This window comes from Devosia sp. (genome assembly GCF_028290625.1).
GTDB lineage: Bacteria > Pseudomonadota > Alphaproteobacteria > Rhizobiales > Devosiaceae > Devosia.
The window spans coordinates 16663-31464 of sequence record NZ_JAQGJM010000016.1 but is presented as its reverse complement, the minus strand read 5'-3'; the positions used below and the strand labels follow the sequence as shown (position 1 = coordinate 31464).

General features: G+C 60.6%; 23 protein-coding genes. 2 read left to right on the top strand and 21 right to left on the bottom strand.

Translation table 11 applies throughout. The features are described from left to right. Positions 1-328: 328 nt before the first annotated feature. Positions 329-1786, bottom strand: a complete 1458-nt coding sequence (locus tag JWR51_RS08755; protein WP_299746358.1) for a Do family serine endopeptidase — start codon at positions 1784-1786, stop codon at positions 329-331. 196 nt (positions 1787-1982) lie between these two features. Between JWR51_RS08755 and JWR51_RS08750 the strand changes: the two genes are divergently transcribed. Further along, entirely contained in the window at positions 1983-3170 is a 1188-nt protein-coding gene (locus JWR51_RS08750) for a hypothetical protein (RefSeq protein ID WP_299746356.1), read from the top strand. A 151-nt stretch (positions 3171-3321) separates the two neighbouring features. After that, positions 3322-3885 (top strand): AAA family ATPase, encoded by a 564-nt coding sequence (locus tag JWR51_RS08745; protein WP_299746354.1) that lies wholly within the window; start codon positions 3322-3324, stop codon positions 3883-3885. On the opposite strand, the gene JWR51_RS08740 is transcribed toward JWR51_RS08745, so the two are convergent. The 20 genes from JWR51_RS08740 to rplP all read right to left on the bottom strand — a co-directional run bounded on the left by JWR51_RS08740 (position 3866) and on the right by rplP (position 14799). Beyond that, entirely contained in the window at positions 3866-4909 is a 1044-nt protein-coding gene (locus JWR51_RS08740; RefSeq protein WP_299746351.1) for an NAD-dependent epimerase/dehydratase family protein, read from the bottom strand. The two genes, JWR51_RS08745 and JWR51_RS08740, sit on opposite strands and share 20 nt — an antisense overlap. 94 nt (positions 4910-5003) lie before the next feature. Next, positions 5004-5432: a 50S ribosomal protein L17 gene (rplQ, locus tag JWR51_RS08735; RefSeq protein ID WP_299746349.1), complete on the bottom strand. Its 429-nt coding sequence runs from the start codon at positions 5430-5432 to the stop codon at positions 5004-5006. A 32-nt stretch (positions 5433-5464) separates the two neighbouring features. Next, the gene (locus tag JWR51_RS08730) at positions 5465-6490 is read right to left on the bottom strand and encodes a DNA-directed RNA polymerase subunit alpha (RefSeq protein ID WP_299746486.1); all 1026 of its coding nucleotides are present in this window, start codon (positions 6488-6490) and stop codon (positions 5465-5467) included. Between the two features lie 93 nt (positions 6491-6583). Further along, positions 6584-6976 carry a 30S ribosomal protein S11 gene (gene rpsK, locus JWR51_RS08725; protein ID WP_035102656.1) on the bottom strand — a complete coding sequence of 131 codons (393 nt, stop codon included), beginning with the start codon at positions 6974-6976 and terminating at the stop codon, positions 6584-6586. Between the two features lie 79 nt (positions 6977-7055). Then, a complete protein-coding gene (rpsM, locus tag JWR51_RS08720; protein WP_299723831.1) occupies positions 7056-7424 on the bottom strand; it encodes a 30S ribosomal protein S13 in 369 nt (122 codons plus the stop codon). Between the two features lie 179 nt (positions 7425-7603). After that, positions 7604-8167 carry an adenylate kinase gene (locus tag JWR51_RS08715; RefSeq protein WP_299746346.1) on the bottom strand — a complete coding sequence of 188 codons (564 nt, stop codon included), beginning with the start codon at positions 8165-8167 and terminating at the stop codon, positions 7604-7606. Then, positions 8164-9504: a preprotein translocase subunit SecY gene (gene secY / locus JWR51_RS08710; RefSeq protein WP_299746343.1), complete on the bottom strand. Its 1341-nt coding sequence runs from the start codon at positions 9502-9504 to the stop codon at positions 8164-8166. The genes JWR51_RS08715 and secY overlap by 4 nt, the downstream gene beginning before the upstream one ends. Positions 9505-9635: 131 nt before the next feature. Further along, on the bottom strand, positions 9636-10136 hold the full coding sequence (gene rplO, locus JWR51_RS08705) for a 50S ribosomal protein L15 (RefSeq protein ID WP_299746340.1): 501 nt from the start codon (positions 10134-10136) through the stop codon (positions 9636-9638). A 15-nt stretch (positions 10137-10151) separates the two neighbouring features. Beyond that, on the bottom strand, positions 10152-10340 hold the full coding sequence (gene rpmD / locus JWR51_RS08700) for a 50S ribosomal protein L30 (protein ID WP_299723819.1): 189 nt from the start codon (positions 10338-10340) through the stop codon (positions 10152-10154). Between the two features lie 26 nt (positions 10341-10366). Then, positions 10367-10897 (bottom strand): 30S ribosomal protein S5, encoded by a 531-nt coding sequence (rpsE, locus tag JWR51_RS08695; RefSeq protein WP_299746337.1) that lies wholly within the window; start codon positions 10895-10897, stop codon positions 10367-10369. A 25-nt stretch (positions 10898-10922) separates the two neighbouring features. Next, positions 10923-11285, bottom strand: coding sequence for a 50S ribosomal protein L18 (gene rplR, locus JWR51_RS08690; protein WP_299723813.1), 363 nt, complete (start codon positions 11283-11285; stop codon positions 10923-10925). 12 nt (positions 11286-11297) lie between these two features. Further along, positions 11298-11831 (bottom strand): 50S ribosomal protein L6, encoded by a 534-nt coding sequence (gene rplF, locus JWR51_RS08685; RefSeq protein WP_299746335.1) that lies wholly within the window; start codon positions 11829-11831, stop codon positions 11298-11300. Between the two features lie 40 nt (positions 11832-11871). Beyond that, positions 11872-12270: a 30S ribosomal protein S8 gene (gene rpsH, locus JWR51_RS08680; protein WP_299723807.1), complete on the bottom strand. Its 399-nt coding sequence runs from the start codon at positions 12268-12270 to the stop codon at positions 11872-11874. A gap of 12 nt (positions 12271-12282) precedes the next feature. Further along, positions 12283-12588, bottom strand: coding sequence for a 30S ribosomal protein S14 (gene rpsN / locus JWR51_RS08675; RefSeq protein ID WP_299723804.1), 306 nt, complete (start codon positions 12586-12588; stop codon positions 12283-12285). A 30-nt stretch (positions 12589-12618) separates the two neighbouring features. After that, the gene (rplE, locus tag JWR51_RS08670) at positions 12619-13176 is read right to left on the bottom strand and encodes a 50S ribosomal protein L5 (protein ID WP_299723801.1); all 558 of its coding nucleotides are present in this window, start codon (positions 13174-13176) and stop codon (positions 12619-12621) included. Beyond that, positions 13169-13480 (bottom strand): 50S ribosomal protein L24, encoded by a 312-nt coding sequence (gene rplX / locus JWR51_RS08665; protein ID WP_299723798.1) that lies wholly within the window; start codon positions 13478-13480, stop codon positions 13169-13171. The genes rplE and rplX overlap by 8 nt, the downstream gene beginning before the upstream one ends. Further along, positions 13480-13848 carry a 50S ribosomal protein L14 gene (rplN, locus tag JWR51_RS08660; protein WP_299723795.1) on the bottom strand — a complete coding sequence of 123 codons (369 nt, stop codon included), beginning with the start codon at positions 13846-13848 and terminating at the stop codon, positions 13480-13482. The genes rplX and rplN overlap by 1 nt, the downstream gene beginning before the upstream one ends. 64 nt (positions 13849-13912) lie before the next feature. After that, entirely contained in the window at positions 13913-14164 is a 252-nt protein-coding gene (gene rpsQ, locus JWR51_RS08655; protein WP_299746333.1) for a 30S ribosomal protein S17, read from the bottom strand. Between the two features lie 12 nt (positions 14165-14176). Beyond that, positions 14177-14374, bottom strand: a complete 198-nt coding sequence (gene rpmC / locus JWR51_RS08650) for a 50S ribosomal protein L29 (protein ID WP_299723790.1) — start codon at positions 14372-14374, stop codon at positions 14177-14179. Between the two features lie 11 nt (positions 14375-14385). Beyond that, positions 14386-14799: a 50S ribosomal protein L16 gene (gene rplP / locus JWR51_RS08645; RefSeq protein ID WP_299746330.1), complete on the bottom strand. Its 414-nt coding sequence runs from the start codon at positions 14797-14799 to the stop codon at positions 14386-14388. Between the last annotated feature and the right edge of the window lie 3 nt (positions 14800-14802).

Genomic DNA, 14802 nt, shown 5'->3' with positions numbered 1-14802 from the left:
GTACCACGCCCTCGTGGTTCGAGGCTCGCAAGGGCTCACACCTCACCATGAGGGCTACTGAAAGAGTTTTCACATGGGGGATGCTGCTAGAATTGCGCTGTTTCAGTAGTCCTCATGGTGAGGTGGGAGCGTAGCGACCCTCGAACCACGAGGACGTGGCAGGTTGGCTTCGCAACCACCTTGCGGCTGCAGCCACATCTCAGGATGGGTACAGGGCTGCGCCGGTATGACACCGTGGGTGGAGCGGCGTTGTGCCAAAAGCCGAGGCGGTAGTGATGGCAGAGCCGACAGATTGGAGCCAACCATCACGGTCAGCCCGAATCTGCGCCTAACCACTGACGATGCTGCGCAATACCTGCCCGCTACGCTCCAACGTCACCTGCCACGTGCGCACGCGCTGGGACGCGGTCTGCTCGAAGGTCTTGGCCGTATCCATCGCCGCATCGTTCAGCGTCATCAGGACATCGTCAACCTGCAAGCCCATCTGGTCCGCCGGAGACCCCTTCGTCACCACAGTCACGATCACGCCCTTGGCGTCGTAAGGCAGCCCCTTGGCCTCGGCGAGGTCTGGCGTGATCTGCCGCACTGTGGTGCCCGAAAACCGTGAATCGCCATTGATGGTCGCCAGCATATCCGGCGTCGGCACCGGCGCGGCTTCGACATTGAACGGTACGTCGTCCGTCTTGCCGCTGCGCAACCGCTGCAACGTCGTTGCCTTGCCGATGGGCTTGGTGGCCAGCCGGAAATTGAAGGCGCTGGGATCGTCGATCGCCACGCCATCCACGGACATAATCACATCGCCCGATGCGAATCCCGCCTTGGCCGCTGGTCCATCCGGCGCCACCTCGGTGATCAGCGCACCATGCGGCGCTACCATGCCCAGACTGCTGGCGATATCGGAATTGACCGCCTGCATCTTGGCGCCGAACCATGGCCGCACGATCGCGCCGCCGCTGACCCCGGCCTGCGCCACCAACCGCGCCATATTGGCCGGGATGGCGAAGCCGATCCCCACCGAGCCGCCGGTTTGCGAGTAGATCGCCGTATTGATGCCCACCAGATGCCCATCGAGATCGACCAGCGCCCCGCCCGAATTGCCCGGATTGATCGCCGCATCGGTCTGGATGAAGAACTCGTAGTCCGAGCTTTCCACACCGGTTCGCGCGAGGCCCGAAACAATGCCGCTGGTGACGGTCTGGCCCACCCCGAACGGATTGCCGATTGCCAGCACCAGATCGCCGACCTGCAGCGCATCGGAATTGGCAAAGGTGATCGCCGGGAAGGTCGCGCCCTTGGGATCGCGGATCTTGAGCACCGCCAAATCGGTCTGCGCATCCTCGACCGCCACGTCGACGGCGAACTCCCGCCCGTCCGACAAAGCGATCCGCACATCGGTCGCGCCCTCGATCACGTGTCGATTGGTCAGGATCATGCCCGAAGCATCCACGATCACGCCGGAGCCCAGCGACTGCGACTCCCGCGGCCGCGACTGGAACTGGCCCTGCCCACCAAAGAACCGCTGGAAGAACGGATCATTGGCGAATGGCGAACTCGATTGCTGCTCGATCGTCGTCGCGTAGACATTGACCACCGAGGGCGCCACGGCCTTGACCACCGGTGCGAAGCTCAGCTTGACCTGCGTGTCGCTCACCGGCACCGCCACGTCCGGTGCCACGGCTGCCGCCAGCGTCTCGTTGCGCGCGGTCAGCGGCGCCAGCGCCAGCGTGCCGCCAATAGCCAGAACTGCAAGAGCGCCAATTGCCAAAGCCAAACTGCGCGGTGTCATCGGACCAACCTCCGGATTGATAGGTTCAGCGTGAGCGGAACGCTATGGTTTCCGCAGCAGAACGCCCGGAATCCGGCGCCATTAAGGTGTCATCGCCACCCTACAAAATCGTCATAAATAAACGTTTGCGTGAGGGGGCATGCGGCCCTATATGCAGCGCTCTTTCCACGACTTTTTGCAGCCCCAGAAAGGCAAGATGTCCATGACAGACGAGCCGAACCACGTGTTCCCGAACACCTCCGCCCTGATCGCGGCGGAAGCCCCGGATTTTCCGGCCTTCCTGTTCTCCGAACGTGAGCTGCACAAGGCCACAAAGGTGTTCCGCAAGGGCTTCGACGGGCTGCTGACCTATGCGGTCAAATGCAATCCCTCGCCCCACATTATCGCCCAGCTGCATCGTGAAGGCCTCAAGGCCTTCGACGTCGCTTCCAATACCGAGATGGAACTGGTGCGCGACAACGCGCCGGGCGCCGTGATGCACTACAACAACCCGATCAAGAACAAGCGCGAGATCGCCCGCGCTTACGAAGAGTTCGGCGTCCGCTCCTTCACCATCGACCACCCCCAGCAGCTCGACCAGCTTGCCGCCGTAGTTTCGCCCTCGCGAGATGTCGAAGTCACCACCCGCTTCAAGGCCGGTAAGGCGCTGAAATCCTACGATTTCGGCATCAAGTTCGGCGTCATGGAACAGGGCGCGGCCGAAATCGCCACCATGGTCGACCAGATGGGCTACACGCCCAGCCTGTGCTTCCACGTCGGCAGCCAGTGCGAAGACGCTTATGCCTATGAGCGCCACATCGCCGCCGCCGCCCGCATCGTCGAGGAAGCCGGCATCGAGCTCAAGCGCCTCAATATCGGCGGCGGTTATCCGGCCCCCTACCCGACCAGCGAAGCCCCGCCGATGGATTATTACTTCGAAACCATCGCGACCGCCGTCAACGACCACTTTGGCGAAAAGCGCAAGCCCGAGCTGATCATCGAGCCCGGCCGTGCCCTGGTGACCTCGTCCACGTCACTGCTGCTGCGCGTCAAGCATCAGCGCGGCGGCCAGTCGGTCTATGTCAATGACGGCGCTTATGGCAGCCTGATGGAAGTCAAGTTCATGCACTTCACCCCGCCGGTCCGCGTCTGGCGCGGCGCCCGCGTGCATGACAACGACGCCGAATTCTCCGAATTCACCGTTTGGGGCCCCACCTGCGACAGCTATGACGTGCTGCCCCAGGTGTTCACCCTGCCGTCGGATATCGATGAGGACGACTGGATCGAATTCGGCCTGATGGGCGCTTACACCCAGGCCTCGCTCACCCCGTTCAACGGCTTCGACCGCCGCGACCAGTTCTGGGTCGACGAGGTCTATACCGGCAAGGACGTGCAGCCGGATTAATCGCGCTGTCTTGCCAACTTAGCCGTTCGGGTCTATAGGCCCGTCCCCCGAATGTGGGCTGCTCCTCAGGGAGCGGCCCTTTTCGTTGGAGCCTCCGCCGACCTCCATTCGCCTTTTCCACCCCGATCCCGTCAACATATCGGAACTGAAAATGCTCACTCTCCCGCCGCTCGAAAGCCTGGGGCCGCGCATCTGCGTCTGCGGCCCGTCCAATGCCGGCAAATCAACCCTAGCGGCGGCACTTGCTCGCCGCATGGGCGTCGATCCTACCTATCTCGACCTGCTGCACCACCAGCCCCACACCAATTGGGTGGCGCGCCCGCGCGAAGAGTTTGATGCTGCCCATTCCGCGGCAATCGCCCGCGACCGCTGGGTCATCGAAGGCAATTACATGCGCCTGTTGCCCGAACGGATGCACCGCGCCACCGGTATCCTGCTCCTGGGGACCGATCGCTGGAGTGCGTTCGGGCGCTACTTGCGTCGCACCCTGTTCGAGCACCAGCGCCACGGCATGCTGGACGGCGCGCAGGACAGCCTGAAATGGGTGATGATCCGCTACATCTTGATCGAGCAGCCGCGCAAGCGTGAACGCGATATCAACCTGCTGCGCGCAACCGGCCTACCGATGGTACAGCTCAGTTCGATGCGCGAACTTCAGGCCGCCTACGCTGTCTGGGGCCTCGAACGGCCGCCGGTTACTTCGCCGCCGGCTTGAGCAGGCCCAATTCGATCAGGCTTTCCGCCGCACTCAGGATCGCATCCTTGGCCGGGATAAACGCCCGACCAAGCAACGTCTCGCCCTTGCTGCGGTCGAAATGCTTTTCGTTGCCGATGTCGTTGATGATCTGCCGCGTCGGGCCGCCAAATCGGGCGAACAGCTTGATGATCCAGTCCGGTACCGACTTGGAAGTAATCCCCCGGTCGGGATAGGCCGCACGCAGGATATTGGCCACCTCAGGGAACGGGACATAGTCCGAGGTGACAAGATACCGCTGCCCCACCGATGCCGGCTGCTCCAGCGCGGCCACATGCATCGCCGCCACATCACGGACGTCGATGATGGAAAAACCATTGCTCGGCATCGCCGGCGTCGTGCCTTCCAGCAGCCCGCCCACCATCTGCAACGAGATGCTGGCGTCATCATCCACAGCCGGTCCCAGGATGGCGCCCGGATGGATCGTGGTCAGGTGCAGGCCTTTTTCCTTGGCAAAGGCCCAGGCCGCCTGTTCGGCCTTGGTCTTGCCAATGCAATAGGCCCAGGTGAACTTCATGCCGTCGAGCTTGGTGAAATGCTCTTCGGTATAGATGCGCTTGCCGCTGGTCTGGCCGTGCCCGTAGCCGACCGTGGCGATCGAGGAGGTCAGAATCACCCGCTTGATCCCAGCATCGGCCGCGAAGCGCAACACCCGGCGCGTGCCTTCGACCGCCGGCCCGATCACCACATTGGAATCCTTGGGCTCGATGGCGAGGATCTGCGCCGCCACGTGCATCACCGCATCGATGCCCACCATGGCCTCGGCCCAGCCCGCATCGTCCATCAGGTCACAGATGGCGAAGTCCAGCCGGTCGCCGACATCGCCGCCCAGCGCCTTGGCGGCCGCCTTGCGCACGGCGTCGGCCTTGGCGGCCGACCGAACGGTCCCGCGCACCGAGTAACCGCTGCCGAGCAGCTCGATCACCGTCCATTTGCCAACAAACCCGCTCGCGCCCGTGACGAGTACCAGTCCCTTGCTCGCCATCGCATCCCCCAAAGCAATGATGGCCAAGCACAAACAAAAGCGGCCACGGATGATCCGTGGCCGCTTATAATCATTTCGTCAAGTCGAAGCAGTCTTACGCTGCGACCGACTCGTCTTCGTCTTCGCGCGTGAACACTGGGCCGCTATCGAGGCCCTTGGCATTGACGTCGCGATCGACAAACTCGATCACTGCCAGCGGCGCGTTGTCGCCATAGCGGAAACCGGCCTTCAGGATGCGGATATAGCCGCCCTGACGTTCCTTGTAGCGGGGCCCAAGCACTGCGAAGAGCTTGGCGACCTGGCCTTCGTCGCGCATCTGCGCAATGGCCTGGCGGCGAGCATGCAGGTCGCCGCGCTTGCCCAGCGTGATCAGCTTCTCGACGATCGGACGCAGTTCCTTGGCCTTGGGCAAGGTCGTGACGATCTGCTCGTGCTTGATCAGCGCGGCGGACATATTGGCGAACATGGCCTTGCGATGGCTGGCCGTCCGATTGAGTTTGCGGCCTGAATTACCGTGGCGCATGGTTGTCTCCTAAAGTGCTTGGCAGCGCGGGATCAATAATGATCTTCGTAGCGCTTGGCGAGGTCATCGATATTCTCGGGTGGCCAATTGGCAACGTCCATTCCGAGATGAAGGCCCATCTGCGCGAGCACTTCCTTGATTTCGTTGAGCGACTTGCGGCCGAAATTCGGGGTCCGCAGCATCTCGGCTTCCGTCTTCTGGATCAGGTCGCCGATATAGACGATGTTGTCGTTCTTGAGGCAATTGGCCGAACGCACCGAAAGCTCGAGCTCGTCGACCTTCTTGAGCAGTGCCGGGTTGAACGCCAGTTCCGGAACGGAATCCTGGGTCTTTTCCTTGCTTGGCTCTTCGAAGTTCACGAACACCGACAGCTGGTCCTGCAGGATACGCGCAGCGTAAGCCACGGCGTCATCCGGCGAGATTGCGCCATTGGTTTCGACCTGCAGGGTCAGCTTGTCCTTGTCGAGGCTTTCGCCCGCACGGGTCGCATCGACCTTGTAGGAAACGCGACGAACCGGCGAGAACAGCGCATCGACCGGGATATAGCCGATCGGAGCGTCTTCCGGACGGTTCTTGTCGGCGGGGACATAGCCCTTGCCGGTATCGACCGTGAACTCGATATTGATCTCGGCGCCGTCATCAAGATGACAGATGACGAGTTCAGGGTTCAGCACTTCGATGTCGCCGGTGACCTTGATGTCGCCAGCAGTCACGGCCGCGGGGCCGGATTTGGAGAGCTGCAGGCGCTTGGGGCCTTCGCCGCCCATCTTCAACGCGATTTCTTTCACGTTGAGCACGAGATCGGTCATGTCTTCACGCACGCCCGGAAGCGACGAGAATTCATGCAAGATGCCGTCAATCTGGATTGCAGTCACTGCGGCGCCCTGGAGCGACGACAGCAGCACGCGACGAAGGGCATTACCCAAGGTAAGCCCGTAACCGCGCTCAAGCGGCTCGGCAACGACCGAGGCCACGCGCGCGTTATCGCTGCCCGAAACAATCTCCAGCTTGGTCGGCTTAATCAGTTCTTGCCAGTTCCTCTGGATCGTCACGGTTATGTCCTTTCAAAATCGCGGCCTCGCCCAGGCCGCTCCGCCGCAAACGCAATGAGACTCCCGGCCGCGCGGCCGGGAGCTTCTAAACCGTCTAGATTAGACGCGGCGCCGCTTGCGCGGACGGCAGCCATTGTGCGGGATCGAAGTCACGTCGCGGATCGAGGTGACGTTGAAGCCCGCTGCCTGCAGCGCCCGGAGTGCCGATTCGCGGCCCGAACCAGGACCGCGCACTTCGACCTCAAGGGTCTTCATGCCATGTTCCTGGGCCTTCTTGGCGGCGTCTTCGGCAGCAACCTGCGCTGCGTAAGGGGTGGACTTGCGGCTCCCCTTAAATCCCATCACGCCCGACGAGGACCACGAAATCGTGTTGCCCTGCATGTCGGCGATGGTGATCATCGTATTGTTGAACGAGGCATTCACGTGGGCAACACCCGACGTGATATTCTTACGTTCCTTGCGCTTAACGCGAGTCGTTTCAGTCTTAGCCATGTAATTCCTCTATTCGATATCGGCGCTGCCGTTAGCCATCCGGCCCCAGCAGCTACATCGAAGAACCCGAAGCGGGTTCTTACTTCTTCTTGCCAGCGATCGCCTTTGCCGGGCCCTTGCGGGTGCGAGCATTGGTGTGGGTACGCTGACCACGAACCGGCAGGCCACGACGGTGGCGAAGGCCACGGTAGTTGCCCAGATCCATCAGCCGCTTGATGTTCATCGCCACATTGCGGCGAAGGTCACCTTCCACGACGTAGTCGCGGTCGATGGCTTCACGGATCTGGATCACTTCCGCGTCGGTCAACTCATTGACGCGACGATCGGCCGGAATGCCAACCTTGGTGCAGATATCCTCGGCGAACTTGTCGCCGATCCCGTGGATATACTGCAGCGCGATAACTACGCGCTTATTCGTCGGGATATTGACGCCAGCAATACGGGCCACGTCTGCTCTCCTACATTAACGCGGTAACCATCACGGCGCGCGCCATTAAACAACAAGGGACCGGATTTCGACCCCCAACCTGCGTGAGGAACCGAATCCAGCCCAATAATCCATGAGACTGGTGCGGTTCATAAGGATAAGACAGGGCAGTGTCAACTGCCCCGGCCAATCCAAAGCTTTCAGTTTTCGATAGCTGCCTTGATCGCAGCAGTTACCTGCTCGACCGGTGCCATGCCGTCGACCGTTTTGACCAGCCCATGCTGGCGGTAGTAGTCCACCAGCGGAGCCGTATCGCGGTTGTACACTTCCAACCGCTTGCGAATGACGTCCGGATGATCATCCGGGCGGTTGCTTTCCTTGGCCCGGTTGATCACGCGCTCAACCAGGACCTCGGCATCCGCCGTCATCTCGATCACGGCATTGAGCTGCATGCCCTTTTGCTCGAGCATTTCGTCGAGCGCCTCGGCCTGCGCAATCGTGCGCGGAAAGCCATCGAGGATAAACCCGTTATGGCAATCAGCGGCATCGAGACGCTCAGAGACGATACCGTTGACGATATCGTTGGAGACCAGGTCACCACGGTCCATGACTGCCTTGGCCGCCAGTCCCATCTCAGTCTTAGCCTCGATGGCCGACCGCAGGATGTCGCCAGTCGAGAGTTGGGGAATACCGTAAGCTTCGACCAGGATCTTGGCCTGCGTACCCTTCCCCGCTCCCGGCGGTCCCAACAGGATCAACCTCATCGACGCTTACCTCCCCCACCAAGACGGGACTTCTTGACCAGCCCCTCATATTGTTGCGCGATCAGGTGCGATTGTATCTGCGACACGGTGTCGAGCGTCACCGTCACCATGATCAGCAGCGAGGTGCCGCCGATGAACTGGCTGACTGCCAGCTGGTTGTGGATGATCTCGGGGATCAGGGCCACGACCGTCAGATAAAGTGCACCAACCACCGTAATGCGCGTCAGCACGTAATCGATATGCGCAGCCGTGCGTTCGCCCGGACGCACGCCCGGAATGAAGCCGCCGGAGCGCTTCAGGTTATCCGCGGTTTCCTGCGGATTGAACACGATGGCCGTATAGAAGAATGAGAAGAAGATAATGAACACGGCGAACAGCGTCAGGTAGAGCGGCTGGCCGCGGCCCAACATCGCCGTCACGGTCTGCAACCACACCGGCGCGTTGCCCTGCGCAGCGAACGACGCGATGGTCGCCGGCAGCAGCAGCAAGGACGAGCCGAAAATCACCGGGATAACACCCGAGGTATTCAGCTTGAGCGGCAGGTGCGAGGTGTCGCCCTGGAACATCTTGTTGCCGACCTGGCGCTTTGGATACTGGATCAGCAGCCGGCGCTGGGCGCGCTCGAAGAACACGATGCCCGCGATAACGACGATCGCCAGCACCAGGATGAAGATACCGGCAGCAGCCGGCAAAGCACCGGTGCGGCTCAGTTCCATCGTCTGCACCAGCGTCGTGGGCAGATTGGCAACGATACCGGCGAAAATGATCAGCGAAATGCCGTTGCCAACACCACGCGAGGTGATCTGCTCGCCCAGCCACATCAGGAACATGGTGCCGCCGACCAGGGTGATGACCGTGGTGAAACGGAACATCCAGCCCGGATGCAGCACGACGCCCTGGCTGGCTTCCAGCCCGATGGCAATGCCATAGGCCTGCACGGCGCAGAACACGACTGCCAGATAGCGGGTGTACTGGTTCATCTTGCGACGACCCGCTTCACCCTCTTTCTTCATCGCTTCGAGGCGCGGCGACGCCGTGGCGATCACCTGCACCACGATCGACGCGGTAATATAGGGAATGAGGTTCAGGGCAAAGATCGCCATGCGCTGCACGGCACCGCCGGAGAACATGTTGAACATGCCGATGATGCCCTGCTGGCTCTGCTCGAAAGTGGCCGCAAAGGCATCCGGGTCGATACCCGGAACCGGAATGAAAGTACCCAGACGATAGACGAGCAGCGCGCCCAGTGTGAACCAGATGCGCTGCTGCAGGGCTTTCGCCTTGGAGAATGTCGAGAAATTGAGATTACGTGCGAGCTGTTCGGCTGCGGACGCCATGTATCGCTCCCTATGGCTTCAAGGCCAGGTGCGCTCGGAGCGCTTCGGAACGCAGATGGCCATCCACATCCCTCACGCAACAAACCAGAAGAGCGCACCCAACCGCTGGTCGGGTGCGCCTGCCGAATGAATTATCCAGCGAATGGAGTCTTCTTCCAAGGCGCCTTGGCCGGGATGATATCGACCTTACCGCCAGCCGATTCAATAGCGGCCAGCGCACCCTTGGTCGCATAATCGACCTTGAAGGTGACTTTCTTGGACGTGAAGCCCTCGGCGCCGATCAGACGGATGCCGTCCTTCGGGCGACGGATCACGCGAGCGGCGATCAGCGCCGCAGCGTCGACCACACCCTTGATGTCCAGCTTGCCGCTGTCGATATAGGCCTGGATACGGTCGATGCGAACCTCGTTCCAATCACCAGGATTGAGGGCATTGAAGCCGCGCTTAGGCATACGCATGTGAAGGGGCATCTGGCCGCCTTCGAAGCCGTTGATGGCAACGCCCGAGCGCGCCGTCTGGCCCTTGCCGCCACGGCCACCGGTCTTGCCCTTGCCCGAGCCAATGCCGCGACCAACGCGGATACGGATCTTGTTGGCGCCTGGATTGTCGCGAAGTTCGTTCAAACGGGTCATTACGAAGCTACCTTCTTACTCGCCGATAACACGGACGAGATGCGGGAGCTTACGGATCATGCCGCGCACTTCGGGCGTATCGATCAGCTCGCGCTCTTTGTTCATCTTGTTGAGCCCGAGACCGATCAGGGTCGCGCGCTGCACTTTATCGCGGCGGATCGGCGAACCGATCTGCTTCACGACGAGGGTCTTTTGTTCAGCCATGATATCTCTCCGTCCGGCTTACCGGATCAAGCCTCGACCGCTTCGCCACGACGGGCTTGCAGTTCCGAAACCTTCAAGCCACGACGCGATGCAACCGAGCGAGGGCTATCGACGCGCTTGAGCGCATCGAAGGTGGCCCGCACCATGTTGTAGGGGTTTGCAGTCCCCTGCGACTTGGCAACGATGTCGTTGATGCCCAGCGTCTCGAACACGGCGCGCATCGGACCACCGGCAATGATGCCGGTACCCGGAACGGCGGCGCGCAGGATGACCTTGCCAGCGCCATGACGTCCGGTGACGTCGTGGTGCAGGGTACGGGCGTCGCGCAGCGGCACCCGGATCATCTGGCGCTTGGCCTGCTCGGTAGCCTTGCGGATTGCCTCTGGAACTTCACGGGCCTTACCGTGACCAAAGCCAACGCGGCCCTTCTGGTCACCGACCACGACAAGCGCGGCGAAACCAAAACGACGGCCACCCTTGACCACCTTGGCCACACGATTGATGTGGACCAGGCGATCGACAAATTCGCTATCGCGTTCTTGAACGTCTCTGCTCATAGTATCTTCTTTCTCGCGCCGTGGATCAGAACTGCAGGCCGCCCTCGCGGGCAGCGTCTGCTAGGGCCTTGACCCGGCCATGATAGATGTAGGCGCCGCGATCGAAGATCACTTCGGCAACGCCGGCCTTGGAGCCGCGCTCGGCAATCAACTTGCCAATCGCTGCAGCAGCCTCGGCGGTAGCACCGTTGCCAACCGACGCCTTGACGTCCTTGTCCAGCGTCGATGCAGCGGCCAGCGTACGGCCTGTCGTATCGTCGATGATCTGGGCGTAGATATTCTTGTCCGAACGGAAAACCGACAGACGCGGACGACCGAAGGCACGAGCCTTGAGCGCCTTGCGGACACGGGCCTTGCGGCGATCCGCTCCCTTTGCACTGATAGCCATTGCAGGCGCTCCTTACTTCTTCTTGCCTTCTTTGCGGAAGACGAACTCGCCAGCATAGCGAACGCCCTTGCCCTTGTAGGGCTCTGGCTTGCGCCATGCACGAATGTTCGCCGCAACCTGGCCGACGGCCTGCTTGTCGATGCCGGTGATGACGATTTCCGTCGGCACTGGCACGGCAAGGGTGATTCCCTTGGGCGCTTCATAGATCACTTCGTGGCTGAACCCAAGCGAGAGCTTGATGTCCTTGCCCTGAAGGGCAGCGCGATAACCAACGCCCTGGATATTCAGGCGGCGTTCGAAGCCGGCGCTGACGCCCGTCACCATATTCTGGATCAGAGCGCGCGTGGTGCCCCAGGCTGCCTTGGCAAACCGGGTGTCGTTCGCAGGCGACACAACCAGACCAGCTTCGGTCTGTTCGACATTGATGGCGTCCATGAGCTCGATGCTCAGTTCACCCTTGGGGCCCTTGGCGGAGACGGTGCGACCATTAATGGTCACCGTAACACCACCGACCGGGGCTACCGGCTGTTTGCCTGTACGTGACATGCTAGTTCAATCCTTGAGTAATCGTCTTACCACGCCTTCATTAGAAGACGCGGCAGAGTACCTCGCCACCAACGTTGGCAGCCTTGGCTTCGTGGTCGGCCATCACACCTTTGGGGGTGGAGAGGATCGAAACACCGAGGCCATTGGCAACCTGCGGAATATTCTTCACGGAAGCGTAAACGCGACGGCCGGGACGCGAAACGCGCTCGATCGTGCGGATAACCGCTTCATTATCCGAGTACTTGAGTTCAATCTCGTACTCGGCAGCGCCGTTCTCGAACTTGGTCTCCGAATAGCCGCGGATAAAACCCTCGGACTGGAGAACGTCCAGCACCCGACCACGAAGGGTCGAAGCTGGTGTCGAAACGGAATTCTTACGGCGCATCTGCGCATTACGGATGCGGGTCAGCATATCGCCGATGGGATCTGAAAAGCTCATCTGTCTTTTTCCTTACCAGCTCGACTTAACCAGGCCTGGGATCTCGCCCATATTGCCCAGCTGGCGCAGCGCGATGCGGCTCAGTTTCAGCTTACGGTAGAAGCCGCGCGGGCGACCGGACACTTCGCAACGATTGCGAACGCGGACCTTGGCGGAGTTGCGCGGCAGTTCCGCCAGCTTGAGCTGGGCGGCGAAGCGCTGGTCTGCCGGAATCGACTGATCCTTGGTCAGAGCCTTCAAAGCAGCGCGCTTGGGCGCATACTGCTTGGCAAGTGCCTTACGCTTGTTGTTCTTTTCGATGGAGCTGGTCTTGGCCATGTCCTGATCCTTATGCCTTCCCCTGCCCGCTTACGTGCGGAAAGGGAAGTTGAAAGCCTTGAGAAGCGCACGCGCTTCGTCATCACTCTTGGCCGTCGTCGCGATGACGATGTCCATGCCCCAGACCTGGTCAACCTGGTCGTAGTTGATTTCCGGGAAAATGATGTGTTCCTTGATGCCCATAGCATAGTTGCCACGGCCATCGAACGAATTCGGGTTCAAACCGCGGAAATCGCGAACACGCGGCAGGGCGATGTTCACCAGACGGTCGAGGAATTCATACATGCGCTGCTTGCGCAGGGTCACCTTGACGCCCAGCGGCATGTCTTCACGCACCTTGAAGCCGGCGATCGACTTGCGGGCATGGGTGATGACAGGCTTCTGGCCGGCGATCTTTTCGAGATCGGCCGCAGCGGTCTTGACCTTCTTGGTGTCGTTGACAGCTTCGCCAACGCCCATGTTCAGCACAATCTTGTCGAGCTTGGGCAGCTCCATGACATTCTTGTAGCCGAACTGCTCGGTCAGAGCCTTGCGGATATTTTCTTCGTACTCGACCCGAAGGCGAGGCATATACACTGTATCAGCCATCGATCACGTCTCCGGTCGACTTGGCGACGCGCGATTTGACGCCGTCTTTGATCTGGAAACCGACGCGAGTGGCCTTGCCATCCTTATCGGCGAGCGCGATGTTGGACAGATGGATCGGCGCTTCTTTGGTGAAGATGCCGGCATCGGTCGACGCGGTCTGCTTGGTGTGGCGCTTGACAAGGTTGATACCCTGCACGAGTGCCTTGGTTTCGGTCGGAATGACGGAAAGAACCTGGCCAGTCTTGCCTTTGTCCTTGCCCGTCAGGACGACGACCTTATCGCCCTTCTTAATTTTGGCAGCCATTACAGCACCTCTGGTGCGAGCGAGATGATCTTCATGTGGTTCTTGGCGCGAAGCTCGCGCGGAACTGGTCCGAAGATACGGGTGCCGATCGGCTCTTTCTGATTGTTGATCAGAACCGCGGCGTTCTTGTCGAAACGGATCACCGTGCCATCGGGGCGACGGATATCGAAGGAGGTGCGAACGACAACCGCCTTCATAACCTGACCCTTCTTAACGCGGCCGCGCGGAATAGCGTCCTTGACCGACACAACGATAATGTCGCCAACCGACGCGTACTTGCGATGCGAACCGCCCAGCACCTTGATGCACATGACACGACGCGCGCCGGAATTATCCGCGACGTCGAGATTTGATTGCATCTGAATCATGACTGGATGCCTTCTTGTTAAACCGACCTACCGTCCCCGGAACTGCCGATCTTGAACCTATATGTTACGCCGACGGCGCTGCTGCTGCAGTCGGAACAAGCGTCCAGCGCTTGTTCTTCGAAATTGGCGCGCACTCTTCGATCCACACGATATCGCCGATCTTCGCCACATTAGTTTCATCGTGCGCATGGTACTTCTTGGACCGGCGCACAACCTTCTTCATAACGGGATGCGTGAACCGGCGCTCGACGCGCACCACAACCGTCTTCTCATTGGTGTCGGAGACAACAGTCCCCTGTAGAACGCGTTTTGGCATGGTCGCCGCTCCTTACTTCGCTGCGTTCTTCTCGGCCAGGATCGTCTTGATCCGCGCGATATCGCGGCGGACCTTCTTGACCTGGGCCGGGGCTTCGAGCTGCTGGGTAGCACGCTGGAAACGCAGGTTGAACTGTTCTTTCTTCAGGCTAACGAGCTGATCCTTCAGCTCATCCGGGGTTTTGGCCCGCACATCTTTGGCAGTGGTCATAACCGCGCCCCTCAGTCTGCAATGCGGGTAACAACCCGCGTCATGATTGGAAGCTTCATCGCGCCGAGGCGGAGGGCTTCCTTGGCAACGTCCTCGGGGACGCCGTCGATCTCGAATACGATACGGCCCGGCTTGACGCGAGCGGCCCAGAGTTCAACCGAACCCTTGCCCTTACCCATACGTACTTCGGTCGGCTTCTTGGAAACCGGTACGTCTGGGAAAATACGGATCCAGACACGGCCCTGGCGCTTCATCTCGCGGGTGATCGCGCGGCGAGCCGCCTCGATCTGGCGAGCAGTCACGCGCTCCGGCTCAGTCGCCTTGAGGGCATACTGGCCGAAAGCCAAGGTAGTGCCACCCTTGGCAACGCCATGGATGCGGCCCTTATGGGCCTTGCGGAACTTGGTCTTCTTAGGTTGCAGCATAAT

Excerpts from the sequence above, each read along its gene's own strand:
- rpsE (WP_299746337.1), bottom strand. The coding sequence starts at position 10,897 with ATGAGCAGAGACGTTCAAGAACGCGATAGCGAATTTGTCGATCGCCTG.
- rplQ (WP_299746349.1), bottom strand. The coding sequence starts at position 5,432 with ATGCGCCACGGTAATTCAGGCCGCAAACTCAATCGGACGGCCAGCCAT.
- rpmD (WP_299723819.1), bottom strand. The coding sequence starts at position 10,340 with ATGGCTGAACAAAAGACCCTCGTCGTGAAGCAGATCGGTTCGCCGATC.
- rpsQ (WP_299746333.1), bottom strand. The coding sequence starts at position 14,164 with ATGCCAAAACGCGTTCTACAGGGGACTGTTGTCTCCGACACCAATGAG.
- JWR51_RS08750 (WP_299746356.1), top strand. The coding sequence starts at position 1,983 with ATGTCCATGACAGACGAGCCGAACCACGTGTTCCCGAACACCTCCGCC.
- rplE (WP_299723801.1), bottom strand. The coding sequence starts at position 13,176 with ATGGCTGATACAGTGTATATGCCTCGCCTTCGGGTCGAGTACGAAGAA.
- rplN (WP_299723795.1), bottom strand. The coding sequence starts at position 13,848 with ATGATTCAGATGCAATCAAATCTCGACGTCGCGGATAATTCCGGCGCG.
- JWR51_RS08755 (WP_299746358.1), bottom strand. The coding sequence starts at position 1,786 with ATGACACCGCGCAGTTTGGCTTTGGCAATTGGCGCTCTTGCAGTTCTG.
- rpsH (WP_299723807.1), bottom strand. The coding sequence starts at position 12,270 with ATGAGCTTTTCAGATCCCATCGGCGATATGCTGACCCGCATCCGTAAT.
- rplP (WP_299746330.1), bottom strand. The coding sequence starts at position 14,799 with ATGCTGCAACCTAAGAAGACCAAGTTCCGCAAGGCCCATAAGGGCCGC.
- secY (WP_299746343.1), bottom strand. The coding sequence starts at position 9,504 with ATGGCGTCCGCAGCCGAACAGCTCGCACGTAATCTCAATTTCTCGACA.
- rpsN (WP_299723804.1), bottom strand. The coding sequence starts at position 12,588 with ATGGCCAAGACCAGCTCCATCGAAAAGAACAACAAGCGTAAGGCACTT.
- rplX (WP_299723798.1), bottom strand. The coding sequence starts at position 13,480 with ATGGCTGCCAAAATTAAGAAGGGCGATAAGGTCGTCGTCCTGACGGGC.
- JWR51_RS08740 (WP_299746351.1), bottom strand. The coding sequence starts at position 4,909 with ATGGCGAGCAAGGGACTGGTACTCGTCACGGGCGCGAGCGGGTTTGTT.
- JWR51_RS08745 (WP_299746354.1), top strand. The coding sequence starts at position 3,322 with ATGCTCACTCTCCCGCCGCTCGAAAGCCTGGGGCCGCGCATCTGCGTC.
- JWR51_RS08715 (WP_299746346.1), bottom strand. The coding sequence starts at position 8,167 with ATGAGGTTGATCCTGTTGGGACCGCCGGGAGCGGGGAAGGGTACGCAG.
- rpmC (WP_299723790.1), bottom strand. The coding sequence starts at position 14,374 with ATGACCACTGCCAAAGATGTGCGGGCCAAAACCCCGGATGAGCTGAAG.
- rpsK (WP_035102656.1), bottom strand. The coding sequence starts at position 6,976 with ATGGCTAAGACTGAAACGACTCGCGTTAAGCGCAAGGAACGTAAGAAT.
- rplO (WP_299746340.1), bottom strand. The coding sequence starts at position 10,136 with ATGACCCGTTTGAACGAACTTCGCGACAATCCAGGCGCCAACAAGATC.
- rplR (WP_299723813.1), bottom strand. The coding sequence starts at position 11,285 with ATGGCTATCAGTGCAAAGGGAGCGGATCGCCGCAAGGCCCGTGTCCGC.
- rplF (WP_299746335.1), bottom strand. The coding sequence starts at position 11,831 with ATGTCACGTACAGGCAAACAGCCGGTAGCCCCGGTCGGTGGTGTTACG.